Source organism: Microbacterium sp. SORGH_AS_0969, from assembly GCF_030818255.1.
Classification (GTDB): Bacteria; Actinomycetota; Actinomycetes; order Actinomycetales; family Microbacteriaceae; genus Microbacterium.
This window is the reverse complement of sequence record NZ_JAUTAG010000001.1, coordinates 880445-898911: the sequence shown is the minus strand read 5'-3', so window position 1 is coordinate 898911 and position 18467 is coordinate 880445. Positions and strand designations below refer to the sequence as shown.

At 70.5% G+C, this 18467-nt stretch carries 16 protein-coding genes and 1 pseudogene; 15 read left to right on the top strand and 2 right to left on the bottom strand.

Going from position 1 to position 18467, the window contains the following annotated elements:
* Nucleotides 1–41: 41 nt before the first annotated feature.
* The 7 genes and pseudogenes from QE388_RS04105 to QE388_RS04075 all read left to right on the top strand — a co-directional run bounded on the left by QE388_RS04105 (nucleotide 42) and on the right by QE388_RS04075 (nucleotide 6985).
* The gene (locus QE388_RS04105) at nucleotides 42–2783 is read left to right on the top strand and encodes a hypothetical protein (RefSeq protein WP_307383149.1); all 2742 of its coding nucleotides are present in this window, start codon (nucleotides 42–44) and stop codon (nucleotides 2781–2783) included.
* Nucleotides 2780–3340 (top strand): signal peptidase I, encoded by a 561-nt coding sequence (locus QE388_RS04100; RefSeq protein WP_275801464.1) that lies wholly within the window; start codon nucleotides 2780–2782, stop codon nucleotides 3338–3340. Before QE388_RS04105 ends, QE388_RS04100 begins: the two co-directional genes overlap by 4 nt.
* Nucleotides 3341–3432: 92 nt before the next feature.
* Nucleotides 3433–4071 (top strand): hypothetical protein, encoded by a 639-nt coding sequence (locus QE388_RS04095; RefSeq protein WP_307383146.1) that lies wholly within the window; start codon nucleotides 3433–3435, stop codon nucleotides 4069–4071.
* Nucleotides 4072–4081: 10 nt separating this feature from the next.
* Nucleotides 4082–4711: a TetR/AcrR family transcriptional regulator gene (locus QE388_RS04090; protein WP_307383143.1), complete on the top strand. Its 630-nt coding sequence runs from the start codon at nucleotides 4082–4084 to the stop codon at nucleotides 4709–4711.
* Nucleotides 4712–4744: 33 nt separating this feature from the next.
* Nucleotides 4745–6031 (top strand): glycosyltransferase, encoded by a 1287-nt coding sequence (locus tag QE388_RS04085; RefSeq protein ID WP_307383140.1) that lies wholly within the window; start codon nucleotides 4745–4747, stop codon nucleotides 6029–6031.
* A gap of 188 nt (nucleotides 6032–6219) precedes the next feature.
* Nucleotides 6220–6342: pseudogene (locus QE388_RS04080) on the top strand (SDR family NAD(P)-dependent oxidoreductase); the annotation flags it as partial.
* 40 nt (nucleotides 6343–6382) lie between these two features.
* Entirely contained in the window at nucleotides 6383–6985 is a 603-nt protein-coding gene (locus QE388_RS04075; RefSeq protein WP_307383138.1) for an SDR family NAD(P)-dependent oxidoreductase, read from the top strand.
* Nucleotides 6986–7103: 118 nt separating this feature from the next.
* Here the strand turns inward: QE388_RS04075 and purD are convergent, their stop codons facing one another.
* Nucleotides 7104–8375 carry a phosphoribosylamine--glycine ligase gene (purD, locus tag QE388_RS04070; protein WP_307383135.1) on the bottom strand — a complete coding sequence of 424 codons (1272 nt, stop codon included), beginning with the start codon at nucleotides 8373–8375 and terminating at the stop codon, nucleotides 7104–7106.
* Between the two features lie 153 nt (nucleotides 8376–8528).
* On the opposite strand from purD, the gene QE388_RS04065 reads away from it, so the two are divergent.
* The 4 genes from QE388_RS04065 to QE388_RS04050 all read left to right on the top strand — a co-directional run bounded on the left by QE388_RS04065 (nucleotide 8529) and on the right by QE388_RS04050 (nucleotide 12459).
* Complete coding sequence (locus QE388_RS04065; protein ID WP_307383133.1) at nucleotides 8529–8885, top strand: sterol carrier family protein; 357 nt, start codon at nucleotides 8529–8531, stop codon at nucleotides 8883–8885.
* A gap of 151 nt (nucleotides 8886–9036) precedes the next feature.
* Nucleotides 9037–9735, top strand: coding sequence for an ABC transporter ATP-binding protein (locus QE388_RS04060; protein ID WP_307383131.1), 699 nt, complete (start codon nucleotides 9037–9039; stop codon nucleotides 9733–9735).
* On the top strand, nucleotides 9732–11993 hold the full coding sequence (locus QE388_RS04055; RefSeq protein WP_307383128.1) for an ABC transporter permease: 2262 nt from the start codon (nucleotides 9732–9734) through the stop codon (nucleotides 11991–11993). The genes QE388_RS04060 and QE388_RS04055 overlap by 4 nt, the downstream gene beginning before the upstream one ends.
* 130 nt (nucleotides 11994–12123) lie before the next feature.
* Nucleotides 12124–12459, top strand: coding sequence for a potassium transporter Trk (locus QE388_RS04050; RefSeq protein WP_307383127.1), 336 nt, complete (start codon nucleotides 12124–12126; stop codon nucleotides 12457–12459).
* A gap of 3 nt (nucleotides 12460–12462) precedes the next feature.
* Here the strand turns inward: QE388_RS04050 and QE388_RS04045 are convergent, their stop codons facing one another.
* Entirely contained in the window at nucleotides 12463–13074 is a 612-nt protein-coding gene (locus tag QE388_RS04045; RefSeq protein ID WP_307383125.1) for a zinc-binding alcohol dehydrogenase, read from the bottom strand.
* 334 nt (nucleotides 13075–13408) lie between these two features.
* Between QE388_RS04045 and QE388_RS04040 the strand changes: the two genes are divergently transcribed.
* The 4 genes from QE388_RS04040 to QE388_RS04025 all read left to right on the top strand — a co-directional run bounded on the left by QE388_RS04040 (nucleotide 13409) and on the right by QE388_RS04025 (nucleotide 18465).
* Nucleotides 13409–14263, top strand: coding sequence for an endonuclease domain-containing protein (locus tag QE388_RS04040; protein ID WP_307383122.1), 855 nt, complete (start codon nucleotides 13409–13411; stop codon nucleotides 14261–14263).
* Nucleotides 14264–14626: 363 nt separating this feature from the next.
* On the top strand, nucleotides 14627–15769 hold the full coding sequence (purM, locus tag QE388_RS04035; RefSeq protein ID WP_307383119.1) for a phosphoribosylformylglycinamidine cyclo-ligase: 1143 nt from the start codon (nucleotides 14627–14629) through the stop codon (nucleotides 15767–15769).
* A 6-nt stretch (nucleotides 15770–15775) separates the two neighbouring features.
* Entirely contained in the window at nucleotides 15776–17251 is a 1476-nt protein-coding gene (gene purF / locus QE388_RS04030; RefSeq protein WP_307383118.1) for an amidophosphoribosyltransferase, read from the top strand.
* On the top strand, nucleotides 17248–18465 hold the full coding sequence (locus QE388_RS04025; RefSeq protein ID WP_307383116.1) for a CynX/NimT family MFS transporter: 1218 nt from the start codon (nucleotides 17248–17250) through the stop codon (nucleotides 18463–18465). Before purF ends, QE388_RS04025 begins: the two co-directional genes overlap by 4 nt.
* The last annotated feature ends 2 nt before the right edge of the window (nucleotides 18466–18467 follow it).

Genomic DNA, 18467 nt, shown 5'->3' with positions numbered 1-18467 from the left:
GGTTGCTCAGGCGGCCCGCCCTTCCCTCTGAAAGAACCCGCATGCGTTTCTCGCTCTCTCGCTCGCTCCGTCGCGGCGTCGCCCCTTCGTCCGCGCGCCGCTCGGACCTCGCCGCCCCGCTCGGTCGCGCCGCCGCTCTGGCAGTCGTGGCTCTCTTACTGGTTCCCGTCGTAGGCGGTTCAGGGGCCTGGTTCACCGACTCCCGCTCGGTGTCCGGCTCGGCGTCGGCGGCGACGCTCGGAGCGCTCTCGCCGACCGTCGCCGCCGCGGGGGCCGGGAACACGGTGTCGTGGCCGGCAGCGACGACACAGTCCTGGGCGACGGATGCCAAGGTGACCGACGGTGTGACGTACACGGTGCAGCGGCAGGTCGAGGGGCGTCCCGCGCAGACGTTGGGCACGACGTCGGGGACGTCGTTCACCGACCCGGGCGGGCAGCCGTTCGGGATGGTGAGCGCGGGGGGATCGCATTCGTTGGCTGTCGATTCGGCTGGTTCGGTGTGGGCGTGGGGATCCGGTGCTGACGGGAGGCTGGGCAATGGCGGTTCGGATTCCTCGCTCGTGCCTGTGCCGGTGTCGGTCCGGTGGCCGGCTGGTGTGACGATCACGCAGGTGAGCGCGGGGGAATGGCACTCGTTGGCTGTCGATTCGGCTGGTTCGGTGTGGGCGTGGGGATCCGGTGCTGACGGGAGGCTGGGCAATGGCGGTTCGGATTCCTCGCTCGTGCCTGTGCCGGTGTCGGTCCGGTGGCCGGCTGGTGTGACGATCACGCAGGTGAGCGCGGGCAGCGACTACTCCTTGGCGCTGGACTCGCAGGGAAAGGTATGGGCCTGGGGGACCGGAGGCAACGGTCGGCTGGGAAACGGCGGTGCCGAGGATGCGTTTGTGCCGGTTCCCGTGAAGTTGGCCTCCGGTATCACGATCACGCAGGTGAGCGCGGGTGCGGCGCATTCGCTGGCGGTGGATTCGTCGGGCCAGGCGTGGGCGTGGGGATCCGGCGGTCTCGGGCGCTTGGGAAACGGCGGTGCCGACGACGCGCTGGTGCCGGTTCGAGTGGCGTTGGGCGCGGGCGTCACCATCACGCAGGTGAGCGCGGGTGCGGCGCACTCGCTGGCGGTGGACTCGTCGGGGCGGGTCTGGGCGTGGGGCGACGGCATCTTCGGGCAGTTGGTGACGAACACGAAGAGATCGAACGTCCCTGTTTCAGTGCCCCTCGGCGCGAACACCGTGACGCAGGTGAGTGCGGGGTACAAGCATTCGCTGGCGCTGGACTCGTCGGGAAAGGTCTGGGTCTGGGGTGGCGCAAGCGGACGAATCGGCGACGACAGCTGGCGGGGAGCATCAGTGCCGGCGCTCGTTGCGGTCAGCGGGGATACTGCGGTCGCGTACGTGAGTGCCGGACGGGCCCCGTCGCTGTTGGTGACGTCGTCAGGAGGGTTGTGGGGGTGGAATCAGACAGTCCGTACAGGTGACGGTAGCGTCGCCGACCAGATCGTGCCGGTTCTCATCGGCAAGCGTACATTCACCCAGGTCAGCTCGAGCTACTCCCACAGCCTCGCCCTGGCATCGGACGGATCCGTCTGGGCATGGGGGTCAGGCGACAACGGCCGACTGGGCAACGGCTCCCGCAGCAGAGCACAGACGCCGGTTCCCGTCACTCCCTCATGGGGGCCCGCGGTGCGCATCACGCAGGTCAGCGCGGGATTCTCGCATTCCCTGGCGCTGGCATCGGACGGATCGGTGTGGGCATGGGGGGCTGGAGCCGACGGTCGACTGGGCAACGACACCGCGCAGGACTCGGTCGTGCCCGTTCCCGTCACCAAGACCTGGGGCACCACTGCGCGGATCTCGCAGATCAGCGCGGGTACAGAACATTCCCTGGCTGTCACTACCGACGGGGACGTCTGGGCGTGGGGGCGGGGTACGGAGGGGCAGCTGGGCAACGGCGAAGCGCAGAACTCGGCGGTTCCCGTTCCCGCGCGGAGCGGACTGCAAGGTGTCCCTGTCGGGCAGGTGAGCGCGGGCGGCAATCGCTCCCTGGCGTTGACGAAAGACGGGGCGGTGTGGGCGTGGGGGGACGGCGCCGGGGGCGGGTTGGGAGATGGCGACGCAAGCGCCCACGTTGCACGCGTGCCCAGGCCCGTGTCCTGGCCGAGCGGCGGTTCTATCCCGTTCATCCGACAGGTGAGCGCGGGACAGGGGCACTCTCTCGCGCTCACGCGCGAAGGTGTGGTCTATGCGTGGGGGATCGGTAACAACGGGCTCCTCGGCGACGGCGACGGTGCAGAGCACTCGGCCGTCCGCCCGCAACCGGTGACGAGATCGTGGGGCGACGGTGTGTCGATCGCTCAAGTGAGCGCGGGGCCCCTCTCGTCGCTCGCGGTGACGTCGAGTGGCGACGTGTGGGGTTGGGGAGGCAACGGGGTCGGGCAGCTGGGTCTCGGTGACATCAGGACCGCGTACTCCACGCCAAAGCCTATGCAGACGTCTTGGGCCTCCTCCACCTCCGCGCCGGGCATCGTGCAGGTGAGCGCGGCGCAGCTGCAGTCGATTGCCGTCGCTTCCGACGGAACGTCCTGGGCAGCGGGTTTCGACGGGTTCGGCATGCTCAAGCTGAGCCCGGGGCAGCTGAGCCCACTTCCGCCGCAGAGTTTCTCCTTCTGTGCGGCTCCGTCGACCCCTGTCGGGCGAAACTGTACGCTGCCCGGCACCGTGACGTACACCGTCTCGTACCGTTATCTCGGGTGGGCCTCGCCTGCCGCGGCCGCGGCGATCGCACGATGAACCGTACTCTGCGCGCCGCTCTCTCTCCGGTCCGCTGGATCATCGTCGCGGTCCTGCTCGCCGCTCTCGGCGGTCCGTTCGCCTACGGCGCGGTCACGCAGCAGGAGATCGTCCGCGTCGACGGCGACTCCATGGTGCCGACCTTCCACCTCGGTGACGTGCTCTTCGTCGGCCGCGCTGAGCCCGACGAGCTCGTGCCGGGCGCGATCGTCACGGTCGAGCCGCCGGGATCGGGGCGCTACACGCACCGCATCGTCGCCGTCGAGGGCGACTCGTTGACGCTCCGCGGAGACGCGAACGCCGAAGCCGACCCGATACCTGTCGCCGTCTCCGACGTGCGCGGCGTCGTTCGCCATCACCTCGAGGGCCCGCCGGCGACGGTGCTTCTCGCCGTCGACACGCTGCCGATGCGGTTGTCGCTCGTCGTGCTGCTCATCGGCTTGATCTTCCTGCCGCTCCCGGTGCGACGCGGCCGCGGCCCGGTCGCTCCGGTGGACCTCGACCACGATGCGCAGCCGACAACTCGTCGAGAGGTTCGGGCCAAAACGCTTCCGTAATTGACTTATACGCAGATATATTTAATTAACGGATCGGGATGACTCTCACCCCGCTCGCGTTTCTCGCCTCGCCTCATCGAAGGAGTCATCCAATGACCGCTCCCACCCTCAGTGTTCGCTCTTCTTCCCCTGCTTCCTCGAGCCCCTCATGGCTCCGAGCTGCCGGCATCCTGATCCTCACCGGAGGTGTGCTGCTGACCGCTGCCACCGCCCTCGAGATCGGAACCGACGTATCCTCCGAACCGGGGCCCGCCGCCGCGTTCTGGGTGCTGTTCCTCGCGAGCACCCTCGCCCACGTCGCGGCGATGTTCCCGCTCGCTCTCGGCCGCGGCGACGGTCAGGGGGCGGTCGGCTCGTCGCTCGTGGGCAAGATCGCCCTGCTGGGCTTCGGTGCCTTCTTCCTCGCGAACCAGAGCATGTACCTGCTCGCGGCCTACCTCCTGCCGACGGCCGAGCCCACCGACGGAGCGATGGCGTTCCTGTTCGCCATGAGCGCGGTCCAGGGCGTGCTGCTGCTCGTCGGAGGCATCATCGTCGCGCGTGCACGGGTGCTCACCGGCCCCGCGCGGTGGGCGATCCTCGCGCTCGCGATCATCGGCTTCGCGCTCGGTGCCGTGATCAACGCGAGCTCCTTCGAGTGGCTGACGAACGCGATGTACTTCGTGTCCACGGGCGCGCAGATCATCGCGGGACTCCTCATCGCCCGGGCCGGCGCCGCCGCAGCGAAGTAGCGTGTGGGACGTGCCCCGCAGCTATCAGTCCCCCAAGCGACAGGCCGAGGCCGCCGCCACACGCGCGAACATCGTCGACACGGCGGGTCGACTCTTCGTCCGCGACGGCTACGTCGCCACCACCATCAAGGCGATCGCCGCCGAGGCGGGGGTGTCGATCCCGACGGTGCACCTGAACGGCCCCAAGCATGCTCTGCTGATCGCCGCCTTCGAACGGACCTTCGCGGGCGACGAGGGGCGGCACTCGCTCACCGAGCGTCCCGCGCTCGTCGAGATCATGAGCGAGCCCGACACCGACACCGCGATCGCTCGCTACGTCGACTTCCTCATCGAGGCGAACCAGCGCTCCGCGGCGATCGTGCGGGCCATGCTCGCCGCGGCCGACGGCGACGCCGAGGTGCGCGTCGCCTACCTCGACCTCGAGATGCGCCGTCACCGCGACATGACGATCGGGGCCGGCTGGTTCCTCCAGCGCGGACGCATCCGCGTCGACCAGGTCGCCATCGCCGCCGACGTGCTCGGGCTCATCACGGGACCCGATCCCTGGACGCACTTCATCGTCGCCCGCGGATGGGACCTCGCCACGTATCGGTCGTGGCTCACGGCGCAACTCATCCACCTCGCCGACAATCTCGCGTGAACGCGCGGCGGGGACGTCCGGAAAGTACAGGAAATGACCTCCTCTGCCCTCATCTGCAGCATGCCCGCCGTCGGTCACGTCGGCCCGCTCCTCGTCGTCGCCACTGAACTGCAGCGTCGCGGGTGGGACGTACGCCTGCTCACCGGTGCCCGATACCGATCGATGGTCGAGGCGGCCGGCATCCGATTCCTCCCCCTTCCGCCCGAGGCCGACACGCTCGACGACATCGGAACGGGCGGCGACGTGCGCGAGCGGGGACTCGCGACGATCAACCGCGGTGTCGAGCGGGCGTTCCTCGATCCCGCCGGCCCCGCGGCGGCCACCCTGGAGCACGTCCTCGCGGAAGAGCCGGTCGATGTCGTGCTGCACGACATGCTCTTCCTGGGGGTGCAGACCCTCTTCGGGCGACCGCGCTCCGAGCGTCTCCTCACCGTCATGTGCGGAATCACCGCCGCGGGATTCTCGAGTCGCGATACTCCGCCTTACGGTCTCGGCATCACGCCCCTGCGTCAGCCGGTGCTGAACCGTCTGCGCAATCGGGTCCTCGGCGTGACGGCGAAGGCCGTGCTGCGTCCGGTGCACCGTTCGCTCGACCTCTTCCTCGCCGGCGTCGGGGCCCCGCCCCTGAACGGCGCGTTCTTCATGGACGTGCTCTCGCGCAGCGACCTGCTCGCGCAGTTCACGGTCGAAGAGTTCGAGTATCCGCGCAGCGATGCGCCCGCGAACCTGCGGTTCTACGGTCCGATGCCCACCGCGTCGAGCCGGCCGACACCCGCCCCGGCATGGTTCGACGACCTCGACCCGGACCTTCCGCTCGTGCACGTCACGCAGGGCACCGTCGCCAACACCGACTACAGCGAGGTCATCGAACCGACCCTCGCGGCCCTGTCGGATCTGCCCGTCCAGGTCGCCGTGACCACCGGCGGACGCGACCTCGAGACCCTCCCCCCTCTTCCCGCGAACGCGTTCGCCGCGAGCTACCTGCCGTACGACGAGCTGCTCGCCCGCACCAGCGTGCTCGTGACCAACGGCGGATACGGGGGCCTGCACCACGCGATGCGCCATGGCGTGCCGATCGTGATCGCCGGCGATTCCGAAGACAAGGTCGAGACCTCGGCGCGCGTCCAGCACGCCGGAGTGGGCGTGAACCTGCGCACGGGTCGGCCGACCCCGGATGCCATCCGCTCGGCCGTTCAGCGGATCCTCGCGGATCCGAGCTATGCGGCTCGCGCCCGGGCGGTCGGCGAGGCGATCGCGGTGGCGCCGGGGGCGGCGGGGCTCGTCGACGACGTCGAGCAGATGCTCGCCGCGCGCGGCTGAACCCGGGTCGATCGCGGCCCCTCTCGCACGCGCCGTCGCGCGGAGTCCGGGCTGACTCGCCGGGCTCGCGGCATCCTGAGTCGGCCTGTCGGGCGTGAACTCCGCCGGACGGTCCGCTGCGCCACGGCCGGGTTCGTCCACCACTCCACAAACCACCCCCCACCCCGTCCCACAGAAAGAGACAGATCATGACCCACCTCTCCGGACGCACCGCCGTCGTCACCGGCGGCACCAGCGGAATCGGCGCCGCCATCGCCCACCGTCTCGCCGCAGCGGGCGCACGCGTCGTCCTCTCGGGCCGCGACGCCGAGCGCGGCGCGGCGGTCGTGCAGGCGATCTCGGACGCGGGCGGTGAGGCGCTCTTCGTCGCCCGCCGACATCACGCGCGACGCCGACGTGGCCGAGCTCGCTCGGGTCGCGGCATCCGAGGGCCCGCTCGACTTCTGGTTCTCGAACGCGGGCACCGAGGGTCCGATCGGACCGATGGAGAACTGGACGCCCGAGGCCCTGCGCGAGGTCGTCGACGCGAACCTCACGAGTGTGCTGTCGGGGCTGCATCACGCCTCGACGCACATGCGGCGCGGCGGGGTCATCGTCAACACGGCGTCGTTCGTCGGAACGGTGCTGCCGGTGCCGATCGCCGTGCCCTACGCCGCGGCGAAGGCGGGCGTGGTCGCGGCGGGGCGCAGCGCCGCGCCGCTGCTCGCCGAGGCCGGGATCGACGTGTTCACGCTGTGCCCCTGGGTGATCGACACCCCGATGGTCGATCGCCTCACCGGCGGTGCGCCCGACGACAAGGCGGGCTTCGCGGCCGGCTTCGCGCCGAGCGGGCGTCTCACCCCGGTCGACGACGTTGCGCGGGCCGCGGTCGATCTCGTGACCGCGCAGCCGCGCAGGGCGAGCGGCGAGGCGATCCTCGTGGATGCCGGACCGACGGTGACCGTTCTCGACTGAGCGTGGCGCGGGCACCCCGCGGTGTGTCCCGTTCTGTGCGGAATTCGGAGCGATCTCCGGCACATGGCGGGACACGCCGTGAACGGGTGGGGCGGATGCCGCGCCACCCGCGCCGACGTCAGTCCTCGGCGACCTTCGCGGCGATGTCGGTGCGGTACTGGCCACCCTCGAGGCCGATGCGCTCGAGTCCCGCGTAGGCGGCGGCGCGGGCTTCGCGGAACGTCGAGCCCAGAGCGACGACGCTGAGCACGCGCCCCCCGGTCGCCGTGAACCCGTGGTCGGATGCCGCCGTCGCGGCGTGCGCGAGGTGGACACCGTCGACCTCGTCGGCGTCGTCGATGCCGGTCAAGGGGCGACCCGTGACCGGCGCCTCGGGGTATCCCTCGCTCGCGAGCACGACCGTCACGGCGGCGGCTTCGGCGAAGGCGGGGCGCGGGCGGTCCTCGAGCGTTCCCGAGGCCGCGGCGAGCAGCAGCTCCGACAGTGGGTCGATCAAGCGCGGCAGCACGACCTGGGTCTCGGGGTCGCCGAACCGGGCGTTGAACTCGATGACCTTGATGCCGTTCTCGGTCAGGATGAGGCCGGCGTAGAGGAGTCCGATGAACGGGGTGCCCTCGGCATCCATCTCCCGGATCACGGGCTCCGCGATCTCGCGCGTGACCTGGTCGACGAACTCCGTCTCGCTGCCGAAGCGTTCGTCGAGCCACGGCAGGGGCGAGTACGCCCCCATGCCGCCGGTGTTGGGGCCCTCGTCGCCGTCGCGCAGGCGCTTGAAGTCCTGCGCGGGGCTCAACGGGAGCACGTGGTCGCCGTCGCTGAGGAAGAACAGCGACACCTCGGGGCCGGAGAGGAACTCCTCGACCAGCACCGCGCCGGTGACGAGGTAGGTCGTGGCGTGCGCGATCGCGGCCTCGCGGTCGGACGTGACAATGACGCCCTTGCCCGCGGCGAGCCCGTCGGCCTTGACGACGTAGGGCGCGCCGTACTCGTCCAGAGCTGCTTCGACGGTGGGGAGGTCGGCGGCGCGCACCGCGCGTCCGGTGGGGACGCCCGCGGCATCCATGATCCGCTTCGCGAACGTCTTGGATCCCTCGAGCTGCGCGGCCGCCTTGCCCGGACCGAAGACCGGGATGCCGTGCTCGCGCAGGGCGTCGGCGACTCCGGCGACCAGCGGCGCCTCGGGCCCGACGACGACGAGGTCGATCGCCTCGTCCTTCGCGAACGTGAGCACCTCGGCGGGGTCGTTCGCGGCGAGCGCGACGAGGTGGGCGTCACGCGCGATGCCCGCGTTGCCGGGGGCGGCGAAGATCGCGTGCGATGCCTCTTCGGAGCGCAGGGCGAGGATGATGGCGTGCTCGCGCGCGCCCGAACCGAGGACCAGGATTCTCACCCGGTCAGCCTACCGAGCGGGCTCTGCGTGCGTGGCGCGCGCACGGCATGGCCGGTGCGGTTCAGTCTGCGCGGCCGGTACGGGCGCTCGCGGTCGTGCGGCCCAGCGCGGGCGCTCGAGCCGCGCGCGTGCCCCGCGAGTACCGTGGATGCCATGCCCCCACGTCGTATCGAGACCGGCTACGGTCGGGCCGCCCTCGCGGCGGTGGCCGCCGGTGACGCCCCGCGTCCTGCGACGGCGACCGCCGTGCGCTACCTCCTGCAGCTGCTCGCCGAGAAGGCCCCGGGCAACTCCGTCGAGATGCGGGTGCCGCCGTTCGGGGCCGTGCAGGTGATCGAGGGCCCTCGCCACACCCGCGGCACTCCGCCCAACGTCGTCGAGACCGACGCCGCCACCTGGATCGCCGTCGCCACGGGCCGGGAGCACTGGACGGATGCCGTCGCCGCCGGCCGGATCGTGGCCTCGGGGGTCCGCGCCGACCTGAGTGCGCTGCTGCCGTTGCGGCCGTAGCGCCGGCACCCACCGCACGATCGCCCAATATCCCCGCATCGTTCACCCGGCGAGGACGCCGGCCCGACCGCAGCATCGCGGCGCGGTCGTCGGCCATGGTCGAGGAGGGCGCCCACGGAGTGGATGGTGCCCGGACGAGGGGACGGAGCGGATGGCATCCGGAACAGGACTGCGCGCCACGGCGCTGTCGCGTGAGTACGGCACGGGAGCGACGAGGGTCCTGGCTCTCGACGACGTGTCCGTACACCTGCGTAGCGGCGGGCTCGCGGCGATCGTCGGACCATCGGGGTCGGGCAAGAGCACGCTGCTGAACGTGCTCGGTGCGATGGACACACCCGACTCGGGCCAAGCCGAACTGAACGGCACCATCTTCACGGGCGCGGGCCCGCGAGAGCTCACGGAGTTCCGTCGCGACCGCGTCGGGTTCGTGTTCCAGTTCTACAACCTGCTCCCGCAGCTCACGGCGCTCGAAAACGTCGAGTTGGCGCGTCGCCTCCCCTCTCGTCACCGCGCCGACGTGCCGACGTCGATCGAACTGCTCGAGCGCGTCGGGCTGGGTGATCGTGCTGGCCATTTTCCCCCGCAGCTGTCGGGCGGTCAGATGCAGCGGGTCTCGATCGCGCGGGCGCTGGCGAAGAGGCCCGATGTCCTGCTGTGCGATGAGCCGACGGGAGCCCTCGACTCGGCATCGGGGGTCGAGGTGATGGTCCTGCTGACAGACGTCGCACGTGAGGGGCGCGCGATTGTAGCGGTGGTCACTCACGACCCCGCGATCCGCGACCTCGCCGATCACATCGTCGAGATGCGCGATGGGCGGGTCGTGGCAGACTCCCGCCCTCCCGTCTCATGAGCGTCGCGGCCCTGCTGCGCCGAAAGCTCCTACGCGATCTGCGGCTCCGGGCGGCGCAGTTCGTCGCCGTGTTCGTCATGAGCGCGCTGTGCCTGGCCGTGTACGGCGGGCTCGAGGGCGGGTGGCGGGGGATGCAGGTCGAGCAAGAGCGAATGGATGCCGAGGCCCACCTCGCGGACGTCTGGATCACCGCTTCGTCAGCGTCGCCCGAACAGGTCGACGCGTTGCGGGGTCTTCCGGGGGTCTCGGATGCTGAGACCACGGGTCTGCTCGATGCGGCGGTCGTCGGTGGTCGAGGCGACCTCGTCGTGAGCGCGCTGCCGGAACGGATCGACGTCCCGGAACCGGTCGAAGGACGCCTGGACGATCTCACGGACGACCAGATCGCTCTCGACGCCGCATTCGCCGAGGCACACGCGCTTCGGGTGGGGGACACCGTGCGGCTACGGATCGCGGCGACGGATCACTCCTTCACCGTCGCGGCGTGGGTGCGGTCGGCCGACAAGGTGTCGGACACCGGAGTCGATGGTCTGTACGCGCCTGACCCGTCGAGGTACGGCTACGCCTATGTCTCGCGGCAGCAGATGCAGGCGCTCGGGCCGAGTCGCGTGTCCGTTGCCCTGGCGGGCTCGCCCGAGCGGATCATGGCGGAGGCGCCCGGGCTGCTCGGGGCCGACCGACTGGCCATGTACGACCGGTCCTCTCAGCCGGGAGTGGTGGGGCTGACCGACCGCATTCGACAGATCAGAAGTCTGTCGCTGTTGTTCCTCGGTTTGTTCCTGGCGGTCGCGATGCTCGCGATGTTCACCTCGATGCGGCGACTGGTCGACATGCAGCAGCGCGACATCGCCACGCTGAAAGCGCTCGGCGTCACCGACACGCAGCTGCGCCGGCACTACTCCCAGTACGCCATCGTCGTCGCCGCGGGCGCCCTCGTCGGCTTCGCGTTCGCTCCCGTGCTCTCGCTGTTCGTCTTGCGGTCGCAGCGGTCGAGCTTCGGATTGGTCGCCTGGATTCCGGCGTACACCCCAGCGCCCCTGGCGCTCGCGGTCGCGCTGGTCGCGGGCGCGTCGGTCGTGTCGGTCGTCGCCACTCGCGCGGCGCGGCGCACGGACCCCGCGGCGGCGATGCGCGGCGGGGCCGCGACGACTCGGCGCGTCTTCCCTCGGCTTCGGCGAATGTCACCGCTGAACGCGTGGGGCCTGCGCGAGATCGCGACAGCGCGTGGGCGCCTGCTCACTGCACTTGCCGCGACGGTCGGGGGCACCACCCTTCTCATCGCGGGATTCGGGATGCCGGATTCCCTGCACCATCAGGTCGCCCGGTCCTTCGATTCGCAGTACCTCTTCGACGCGCAGGCGCGGCTCTCTCCGGGCGCATGGTCACAGCAGGGCGAGGCCCTGGCATCCGGAATCACCGACGTTCAGTGGCAGATGTCCTTCGTCATGCCAGGCGACGGCCTCGCAGGGGGCGAAGCCGTCAACGTCCTGTCGGACGGCGACCTCTACCGCCTGCCGGACGGTGATGCCGGCGTCGCGCTGCCCGCCGACGGTGCGCTCGTGAGCGCCGCGCTCGCCGATGCACGCGGGATCGCGATCGGCGATGAGGTCACGGTTCTTCCGCCTGGCTCCGCGACGGGGGTCGCCGTCATCGTGCGCGGGGTCACTGACGCGGGAGAGCCTCAGGGGCTCTTTCTCTCGCGGTCTGCGTGGGAGCGCGCGGGCGGCGTCTTCTCGCCGAACGCGCTGCTGGCGCGCGGGGCTGAGGCCGCCGAGGTGCTCGAGGGCCGGCCCGGAATCGCGAGTGTCCTGACACATGACGACCGGCGCGCGAACGCTGAGCAGGTGATCGACGGCCTCGGCGATGTTTTCGCGCTCATCAAAGGGTTCGGGCTGCTGCTGACCATGGTCGTGCTGGTGAACTTGGGCGCTCTGGCCTTCGCCGAACGCACCCGCGACTACGCGACACTCGCCGTGCTGGGGGTGCGTCCGCGCGAGATCCGCGCCCTCCTCTTGCGCGAGAACGTCGCCATCACCGTCGCCGGCGCGCTCATCGGCATCCCCGCCGGTATGGCTTTTCTGTCGGCGTACCTGGCGGTGTTCCGCACAGATCGCATCGTGTACGCGTCGGCCGCGTCGCCGGTCGCCACCGGGTGGTGCGTCGTGATCGTCGTGGGGTGCGGCCTGAGCGCATCGTTCCTACTGGCGCGCCGTCTGCGTCGGGTCGACGTGCTGGGGGCGTTGAAGGGTGCTGAGTAGTCCTGATCACCTGATCCCCGCTCCACGGGGTAACGGGTGTCGGTGTGGAGGGTTCGACTCTCGGAGCGATCGCTGCTCGATGCGTAGGCACCGCGCCCCGTCATCCGCGCGGGGGTGGGACAATGGACTCATGGCCGAGCAGCCCGCCCCCGAACGACCGTCCTTCTCTCGCGGTGAGATCGAGACGGCCAGCGTTCGCCGCGCGCCCAAGTACGGCGTCTTCCTGGCCGCGGGCGCGTTCGTCGGCATCCTGGTCGCCCTCATCCTGACGTTCGCGATCGACAGCACCGATGTCAGCCCGTACACGCAGGTCGTGTACTCGCAGCTGCAGGTGTTCGGCTTCACCGCCTTGATCTGCGTGGTCGTCGGTGTGACGGTCGCGGCCATCGTCGCGTTGATCTTCGAGCGCGTCCTCGGCGGACGCACCCGCCAGGTCATCGTCGACCACGAGCAGCACGGGGTCTGACCTTCAGGCGAGCTCCGCGATGATCGGGTGGATCGCGGAGTCGAATGCCGCCACGTCTCCGCGCAGACCGTCGGTCACCGCGACCGTGAGGGAGCCGATCCACCACACTCCGCGCTGAGCCAGCGGCAGGATCTGCACGTTCAGCTCGAACGAGTGCGCGCGACGACCGACGATGCGTTCGTGCGCGGCGATCGCGCTGGCGTAGGCGCGATACGACACCCCCGGACGTGCCGACGTCTCGCGTGCGTACCGTCCGTGCGCCTGCCGAGCGAAGTCGGTGGCCTCGTCGGCGAACGGCGTCGCGGCATCGCGCAGGGCCTCCGCGCCCTCGACAGGGAGCGTGACGAGCCCGTCGAAACCCTCGACCAACTCCAACGGCACGGGGGAGGGGTGCGCCTGCGGCTCCACCGTCAACGCCCAATAGGCCCGCCACTGTCTCTCGAGCTCCGACTGAGCGGCATCCGTCCTCGTCGTCTCCGCGGCGGCGGGCACGCGCCGCAGGGAGGGCAGATCGTCGGGAGACCGGATGCCGAGCACCTGACGCAGGTAGAGCGCGACGAGCACCGGTGACCCCGCGTCCTCGCGGATCACCCACTCGGGCTGGCCTGCCGTCATGGCGTCATTGTAGGGACGGTCTCGACGGTGGGGGATGGGCCTTGCGGCGGGCGCGCTCCCCCGGGAGGAACTTCAGGGAGCGGAGGGCGCCGCAGCTTCAGCCGCTCCTCCCGTGGCCGAATCTCCTCCCATTGCCGAGTCTCGGCCTTCTCCTGTGGGAGGGGAGGTGATTCCGGGGCAGGAGGATCTCTGGCCCTAGGGTGTCCTCCCGCCGCCGAATCTCCTCCCGAACGGCCGGCACCCACCCGTAGCACTGCTTCTCCCCACCCCCACTTCTCCACAGGCCGGGATGCTGTTCCCGCGGGCGCGCTTCGCAATCCGGCACGCTTCCCGGATGAGCGCTCGACTATCCCGCCGCATCGAAGTCCTCCAGGCCCGGGTGCGTGCCCTGGAAGGGGTCGTCGCGACGACCCGCCTGCTGCGAGAGGGAACGTCCGTCGACACGATCGCGGCGGCCGTCCGCAGCGGTGCTGTGCTGCGGGTGCGTCGGCGATGGATCGCTCTTCCCGATGCCGATGCTCACCTCCTTTCCGCCGCGCGTGGCGGCGTGACACTCGCGTGCGCCACCGCTGCAGCCCGGCACGGGTTGTGGGTGTTCGATCAGAACCACGTCCACGTCGCGGCACCCGCCCACTCCGGGCGGATCTCCGTATCGGCCGGAACTCGCGTTCATCGCTCGCGCCCTCTCATCCAGCGGCATCCGGAGGATCTGGTCGACGGTGTGGTCAATGTGCTCGGTGTGGTGAGCGGGTGCCTCCCACCGGAACAGGCGCTCGCGATCTGGGATTCGGCGCTCAACAAGGGGCTCGTCACGCTCGACGAGATGCGTCGTTATCCCCTCAGGGGCCGCGCGCTCGAGCTCGCGGAACAGGCGACGCCGCTCGCGGACTCCGGCCTGGAGACCTTCCTCCTCGTTCGCCTGAGATGGCTTCGCCAGAGGCTGTGCCCGCAAGCGTGGATCCTCGGCCGTCGTGTGGACCTGCTCATCGGTGAGCGGCTCGTCGTGCAGGTCGACGGTGGGCACCATGTCGGCGCGCAGCGCGAAGCCGACGTTCGACACGACGCCCTTCTCGCGCTGAACGGCTACCACGTCATCCGCGTCGGGTACCGCCAGATGGTCGACGACTGGCCCTCGGTCCAACTGATGATCGTCCAGGCGATCGCGCAGGGGCTGCACCGCGCTCGTTGAGGCGGAGGTGCCCTGGCCTGGTGGCTTGCTCGGCCCTGTCCCTGGGAGGGAGGGGATTCTGGGAGGGGAGGATGCCTGGCCGTCGGGGGTCCTCCCGTGGCTGATTCTCCTCCTGGGGTGGGTGCTCGGCCCGTCCCGGAGTGGCCATCCCCCTGGCCTGGTGGCTTGCCCGGTTATCTCCCCAACGGCAACCAGTGTCTGGGAGGGGAGGGGATTCTGGGAGGGGAGGATGCTGGGGCGCTGGGTGTCCTCCCGTCGCTGCATCTCCTCCCGTCGCACGCAACCGCTCCGGCGTCCGGCCCCGCAACCGGCCCGCGCCCCACCCGGACGCCCGCACACAGCAGCCCCGGGTAGTCTGTTCCGGTGGCCTCCGCTCCCCACGAGAACCCCTATTCCGCTGCCGGCGTCGACACGGCCGCCGGAGACCTCGCTGTCGAACTGATGAAGTCGGCCGTGCGCCGCACCCACGGGCCCGAAGTGCTCGGTGGCGTGGGCGGCTTCGCCGGCCTCTTCGACGCCTCGGCGCTCCGCGACTACGCCAAGCCGCTGCTCGCGACCAGCACCGACGGTGTCGGTACGAAGGTCGCGATCGCGCAGGCGATCGACAAGCACGACACGATCGGCGAAGACCTCGTCGGCATGGTCGTCGACGACATCGTCGTGGTGGGCGCGCGTCCGCTCTTCATGACCGACTACATCGCGTGCGGCAAGGTCGTGCCGCAGCGCATCGCCGACATCGTCGCGGGCATCGCGCGCGGCTGCGCGGCCACGGGCACCGCGCTCGTCGGCGGCGAGACCGCCGAGCACCCCGGCCTGCTCGGCATCGACGACTACGACGTCGCGGGAGCGGCGACCGGCGTCGTCGAGGCCGACCGCGTCCTGGGCGCCGACCGCGTCCGCCCGGGCGACGTCGTCCTCGCTCTCGCGTCGAGCGGCCTGCACTCCAACGGCTACTCGCTCGTGCGCCACATCATCACCGGTGCCGGCATCGCGTACGGCTCGGCCTCGGCCGAACTCGGCGCGACCTGGGGGGAGGCGCTCCTCGAGCCCACGCGCCTGTACACCTCGCCGCTGCTGCGTCTGCTCGACGACGCGGCGGTGGGCTCCGGCATCCATTCGCTCAGTCACGTGACGGGCGGCGGCATCGCCGCGAACCTCGCGCGCGTGCTGCCGCAGGACACGTGGGTCGACGTCGACCGTTCGACGTGGAGCCCCTCGCCCGTGTTCCGCGTGCTCGCCGACATCGGCGGTCTCGAGCTGACCGCGACCGAGGGCACGTGGAACCTCGGCATCGGCTTCCTCGCCGTCGTCTCTCCGGAGGTCACGGATGCCGCGATCGCGGCGCTCACGGCCGACGGCATCGCCACCTGGCAGGTCGGCGTCGTCCGCGACGACCACCGCCCCGAGGGCGAGTACGAACAGGGCGCGAAGGGCGTCGACGGGGGCGCCGTGCGCCTGGTCGGCTCGTACGCGGATGCCGGTCACCCGGCGAACGGAGCGAAGTAACACCCCATGTGCGGCATCGTCGGCATGGCCGGGCAGGGCCCGGTCAACCAGGAGATCTACGACGCGCTCCTCCTTCTCCAGCACCGGGGACAGGACTCAACGGGCATGGCCACGGCCGAGTCCAGCGGCGTCTTCCACATCCACAAGGCCCGCGGCCAGGTGCGTGAGGCGTTCCGCACCCGCGACATGCGCGCCCTCCTCGGCGACATCGGTCTCGGCCACGTGCGCTACGCCACGAAGGGCACGGCCTCCAGCGAAGAAGAGGCGCAGCCCTTCTACGTCAACGCCCCCTACGGCATCGTCCTGGTGCACAACGGCAACCTCACCAACACCCGCGAGCTCACGAGCGAGCTGTTCCACAAGGACCGCCGGCACCTGAACACCAGCTCCGACACCGAGCTGCTGGTGAACATCCTCGGCTCGGAGCTGCAGTCCGAGATCACCGGCCCCGACCTCGACCCCGCTCAGGTCTTCCGCGCGGTCGGTCGTGTGCACGAGCGCGTCGAGGGCTCCTACGCCTCGATCGCCCTCATCGCCGGCTACGGTCTGCTCGCGTTCCGCGACCCGTTCGGCATCCGTCCGCTCATCCTCGGCAAGCGCCCCGCGCCCGAGGTACCCGGGGGTGAGCCGCGCGACGAGTGGATCGTGGCATCCGAGTCGCTCGTGCTCGAGAATGCCGGCTTCGAGGTCGTCCGCGACGTCGAGCCCGGAGAGGCCGTCTTCATCAGCCTCGACGGCACCCTCCACGCCCAGCAGTGCGCCGAGAAGACGATGCTCGCGCCGTGCTCGTTCGAGTACGTCTACCTCGCGCGTCCGGACTCGGTCATGAACGGCGTCTCGGTGTACGAGACGCGCTTGCGCATGGGCGAGCGCCTGGCCGACACCGTCGCGAAGTACACCCCCGCCGGGTCCATCGACGTGGTGATGCCCATCCCCGACTCGGCGCGACCGGCGGCGATGCAGGTCGCCCGCAAGCTCGGCATCGAGTACCGCGAGGGCTTCTACAAGAACCGCTACGTCGGCCGGACGTTCATCATGCCCGGGCAGGCCGTGCGCAAGAAGAGCGTGCGCCAGAAGCTCAACGCCATGTCGACCGAGTTCCAGGGCAAGAACGTGCTGCTCGTCGACGACTCGATCGTGCGCGGCACCACGAGCCGCGAGATCATCCAGATGGCTCGGGATGCCGGAGCCAAGAGCGTCACCTTCGCCTCTGCCGCTCCTCCCGTGCGCTACCCGCACGTGTACGGCATCAACATGCCCTCGCGGCACGAGCTCGTCGCCCACGGCCGGACGATCCCCGAGATCGCCGAGGAGCTGGGCTGCGACTACCTCGTCTACCAGGAGGTCGACGACCTCAAGGCGGCGATCATGGAGGGCACCGACCTGGTCGACCTCGACATGAGCTGCTTCGACGGTCGCTACGTCACCGGCACCGTGTCGGAGGAGTACCTGGCCTGGGTCGAGGGCAGCCAGGAGTCTTGACTCCGCGCCGCGCGGGGACCGTCGCGCTCGCCGCGGCAGCGATCGTCCTGCTCGCGTTGACGTTGCGCATCGCCGTCGCCTCGCTGTCGCCGCTCCTGATCGTCATCGAGCGCGATTTCCCCCTCCCGGCCGCCGTCGTCGGCCTCATCGGCATGGCGCCCCCCGTCGCCTTCGCGATCTCAGGCTTCGTGACTCCCGCGATCGAGCGACGCGTCGGTCTCGAACGGCTCGTGCTCCTCGCGGCGGTCGTCGCGGCGGTCATGCTGGGGATGCGCGCGATCGCCGTCGATGCGATCACCTTGCTCGCCGCGACCGCCGGGATCTTCGCGGCGGTCGGCGTCGCCAATGTGCTGCTGCCCGCCGTGGTGAAGAAGTACTTCCCCACTCGCATCGGCCTGATGACGACGATCTACACGACCACCATGGCGGTCGCCACCTTTATGCCGCCGCTGGTCGCCGTGCCGCTCGCCGAGAGCGTCGGATGGCGCGGCTCGTTCACGCTCTGGGCGGGTGTCGCCGTGGCCGCGGTGGTGCCGTGGGTCGCGATGAGCCTGCGCGCCCGGGCGGCGCGCGCCGACATCATCGAGCAGCCGAAGACCTCCGTGCTGTCGCGTGTGATCCGCGTGCCGCAGACGTGGGCGCTGGCGGCGACGTTCGGGGTGAACTCGTCCGTCGCCTACGGACTCTTCGCGTGGTTGCCGCCGCTGGTGATGGGCGTCGCCGGGGTGGACGCCGCCGAGGCCGGCCGGTTGCTCGCCCTGTTTTCGTTCATGGGCTTGCCGGTCTCGCTCGTCGTTCCGCTCTTGGTCGTGCGGGCGCGGAGTGTCGCCCCGTTCTACGTCGTCGCCGTGGTCGGCGGTCTCGCCGGGGTGGCGGGGCTGCTCTTCGCCCCCGCGGCCGCGACGACGCTGTGGGTGGTGCTGATCGGCATCCCGCCCCTGATGTTCCCCATGGCGCTCGTGCTCTTCGGCCTGCGCACGCGGTCGCACGACACCGCGGTCGCGCTGAGCGGGTTCGTCCAGAGCGTCGGCTACGGCATCGCCGCGCTCATGCCGCTCGCCATCGGCGTCACCCACGAGGTGACCGGCGGATGGACGGCCGGTCTGATCGTGCTCGGCGTTGTCATCGCGTGCGTGATCCCCGCGGGAATCGTCGTCTCACGCGGAGAGACGATCGAGGGAGCCTGGGAGCGCCGCTACGGCACCGCCTGGTGACA

What these genes read in the sequence shown, in the direction of transcription:
- QE388_RS04105 (WP_307383149.1), top strand. Translation starts at nt 42, where the DNA reads ATGCGTTTCTCGCTCTCTCGCTCGCTCCGTCGCGGCGTCGCCCCTTCG.
- QE388_RS04100 (WP_275801464.1), top strand. Translation starts at nt 2,780, where the DNA reads ATGAACCGTACTCTGCGCGCCGCTCTCTCTCCGGTCCGCTGGATCATC.
- QE388_RS04095 (WP_307383146.1), top strand. Translation starts at nt 3,433, where the DNA reads ATGACCGCTCCCACCCTCAGTGTTCGCTCTTCTTCCCCTGCTTCCTCG.
- QE388_RS04085 (WP_307383140.1), top strand. Translation starts at nt 4,745, where the DNA reads ATGACCTCCTCTGCCCTCATCTGCAGCATGCCCGCCGTCGGTCACGTC.
- QE388_RS04065 (WP_307383133.1), top strand. Translation starts at nt 8,529, where the DNA reads ATGCCCCCACGTCGTATCGAGACCGGCTACGGTCGGGCCGCCCTCGCG.
- QE388_RS04060 (WP_307383131.1), top strand. Translation starts at nt 9,037, where the DNA reads ATGGCATCCGGAACAGGACTGCGCGCCACGGCGCTGTCGCGTGAGTAC.
- QE388_RS04055 (WP_307383128.1), top strand. Translation starts at nt 9,732, where the DNA reads ATGAGCGTCGCGGCCCTGCTGCGCCGAAAGCTCCTACGCGATCTGCGG.
- QE388_RS04050 (WP_307383127.1), top strand. Translation starts at nt 12,124, where the DNA reads ATGGCCGAGCAGCCCGCCCCCGAACGACCGTCCTTCTCTCGCGGTGAG.
- QE388_RS04045 (WP_307383125.1), bottom strand. Translation starts at nt 13,074, where the DNA reads ATGACGGCAGGCCAGCCCGAGTGGGTGATCCGCGAGGACGCGGGGTCA.
- QE388_RS04040 (WP_307383122.1), top strand. Translation starts at nt 13,409, where the DNA reads ATGAGCGCTCGACTATCCCGCCGCATCGAAGTCCTCCAGGCCCGGGTG.
- purF (WP_307383118.1), top strand. Translation starts at nt 15,776, where the DNA reads ATGTGCGGCATCGTCGGCATGGCCGGGCAGGGCCCGGTCAACCAGGAG.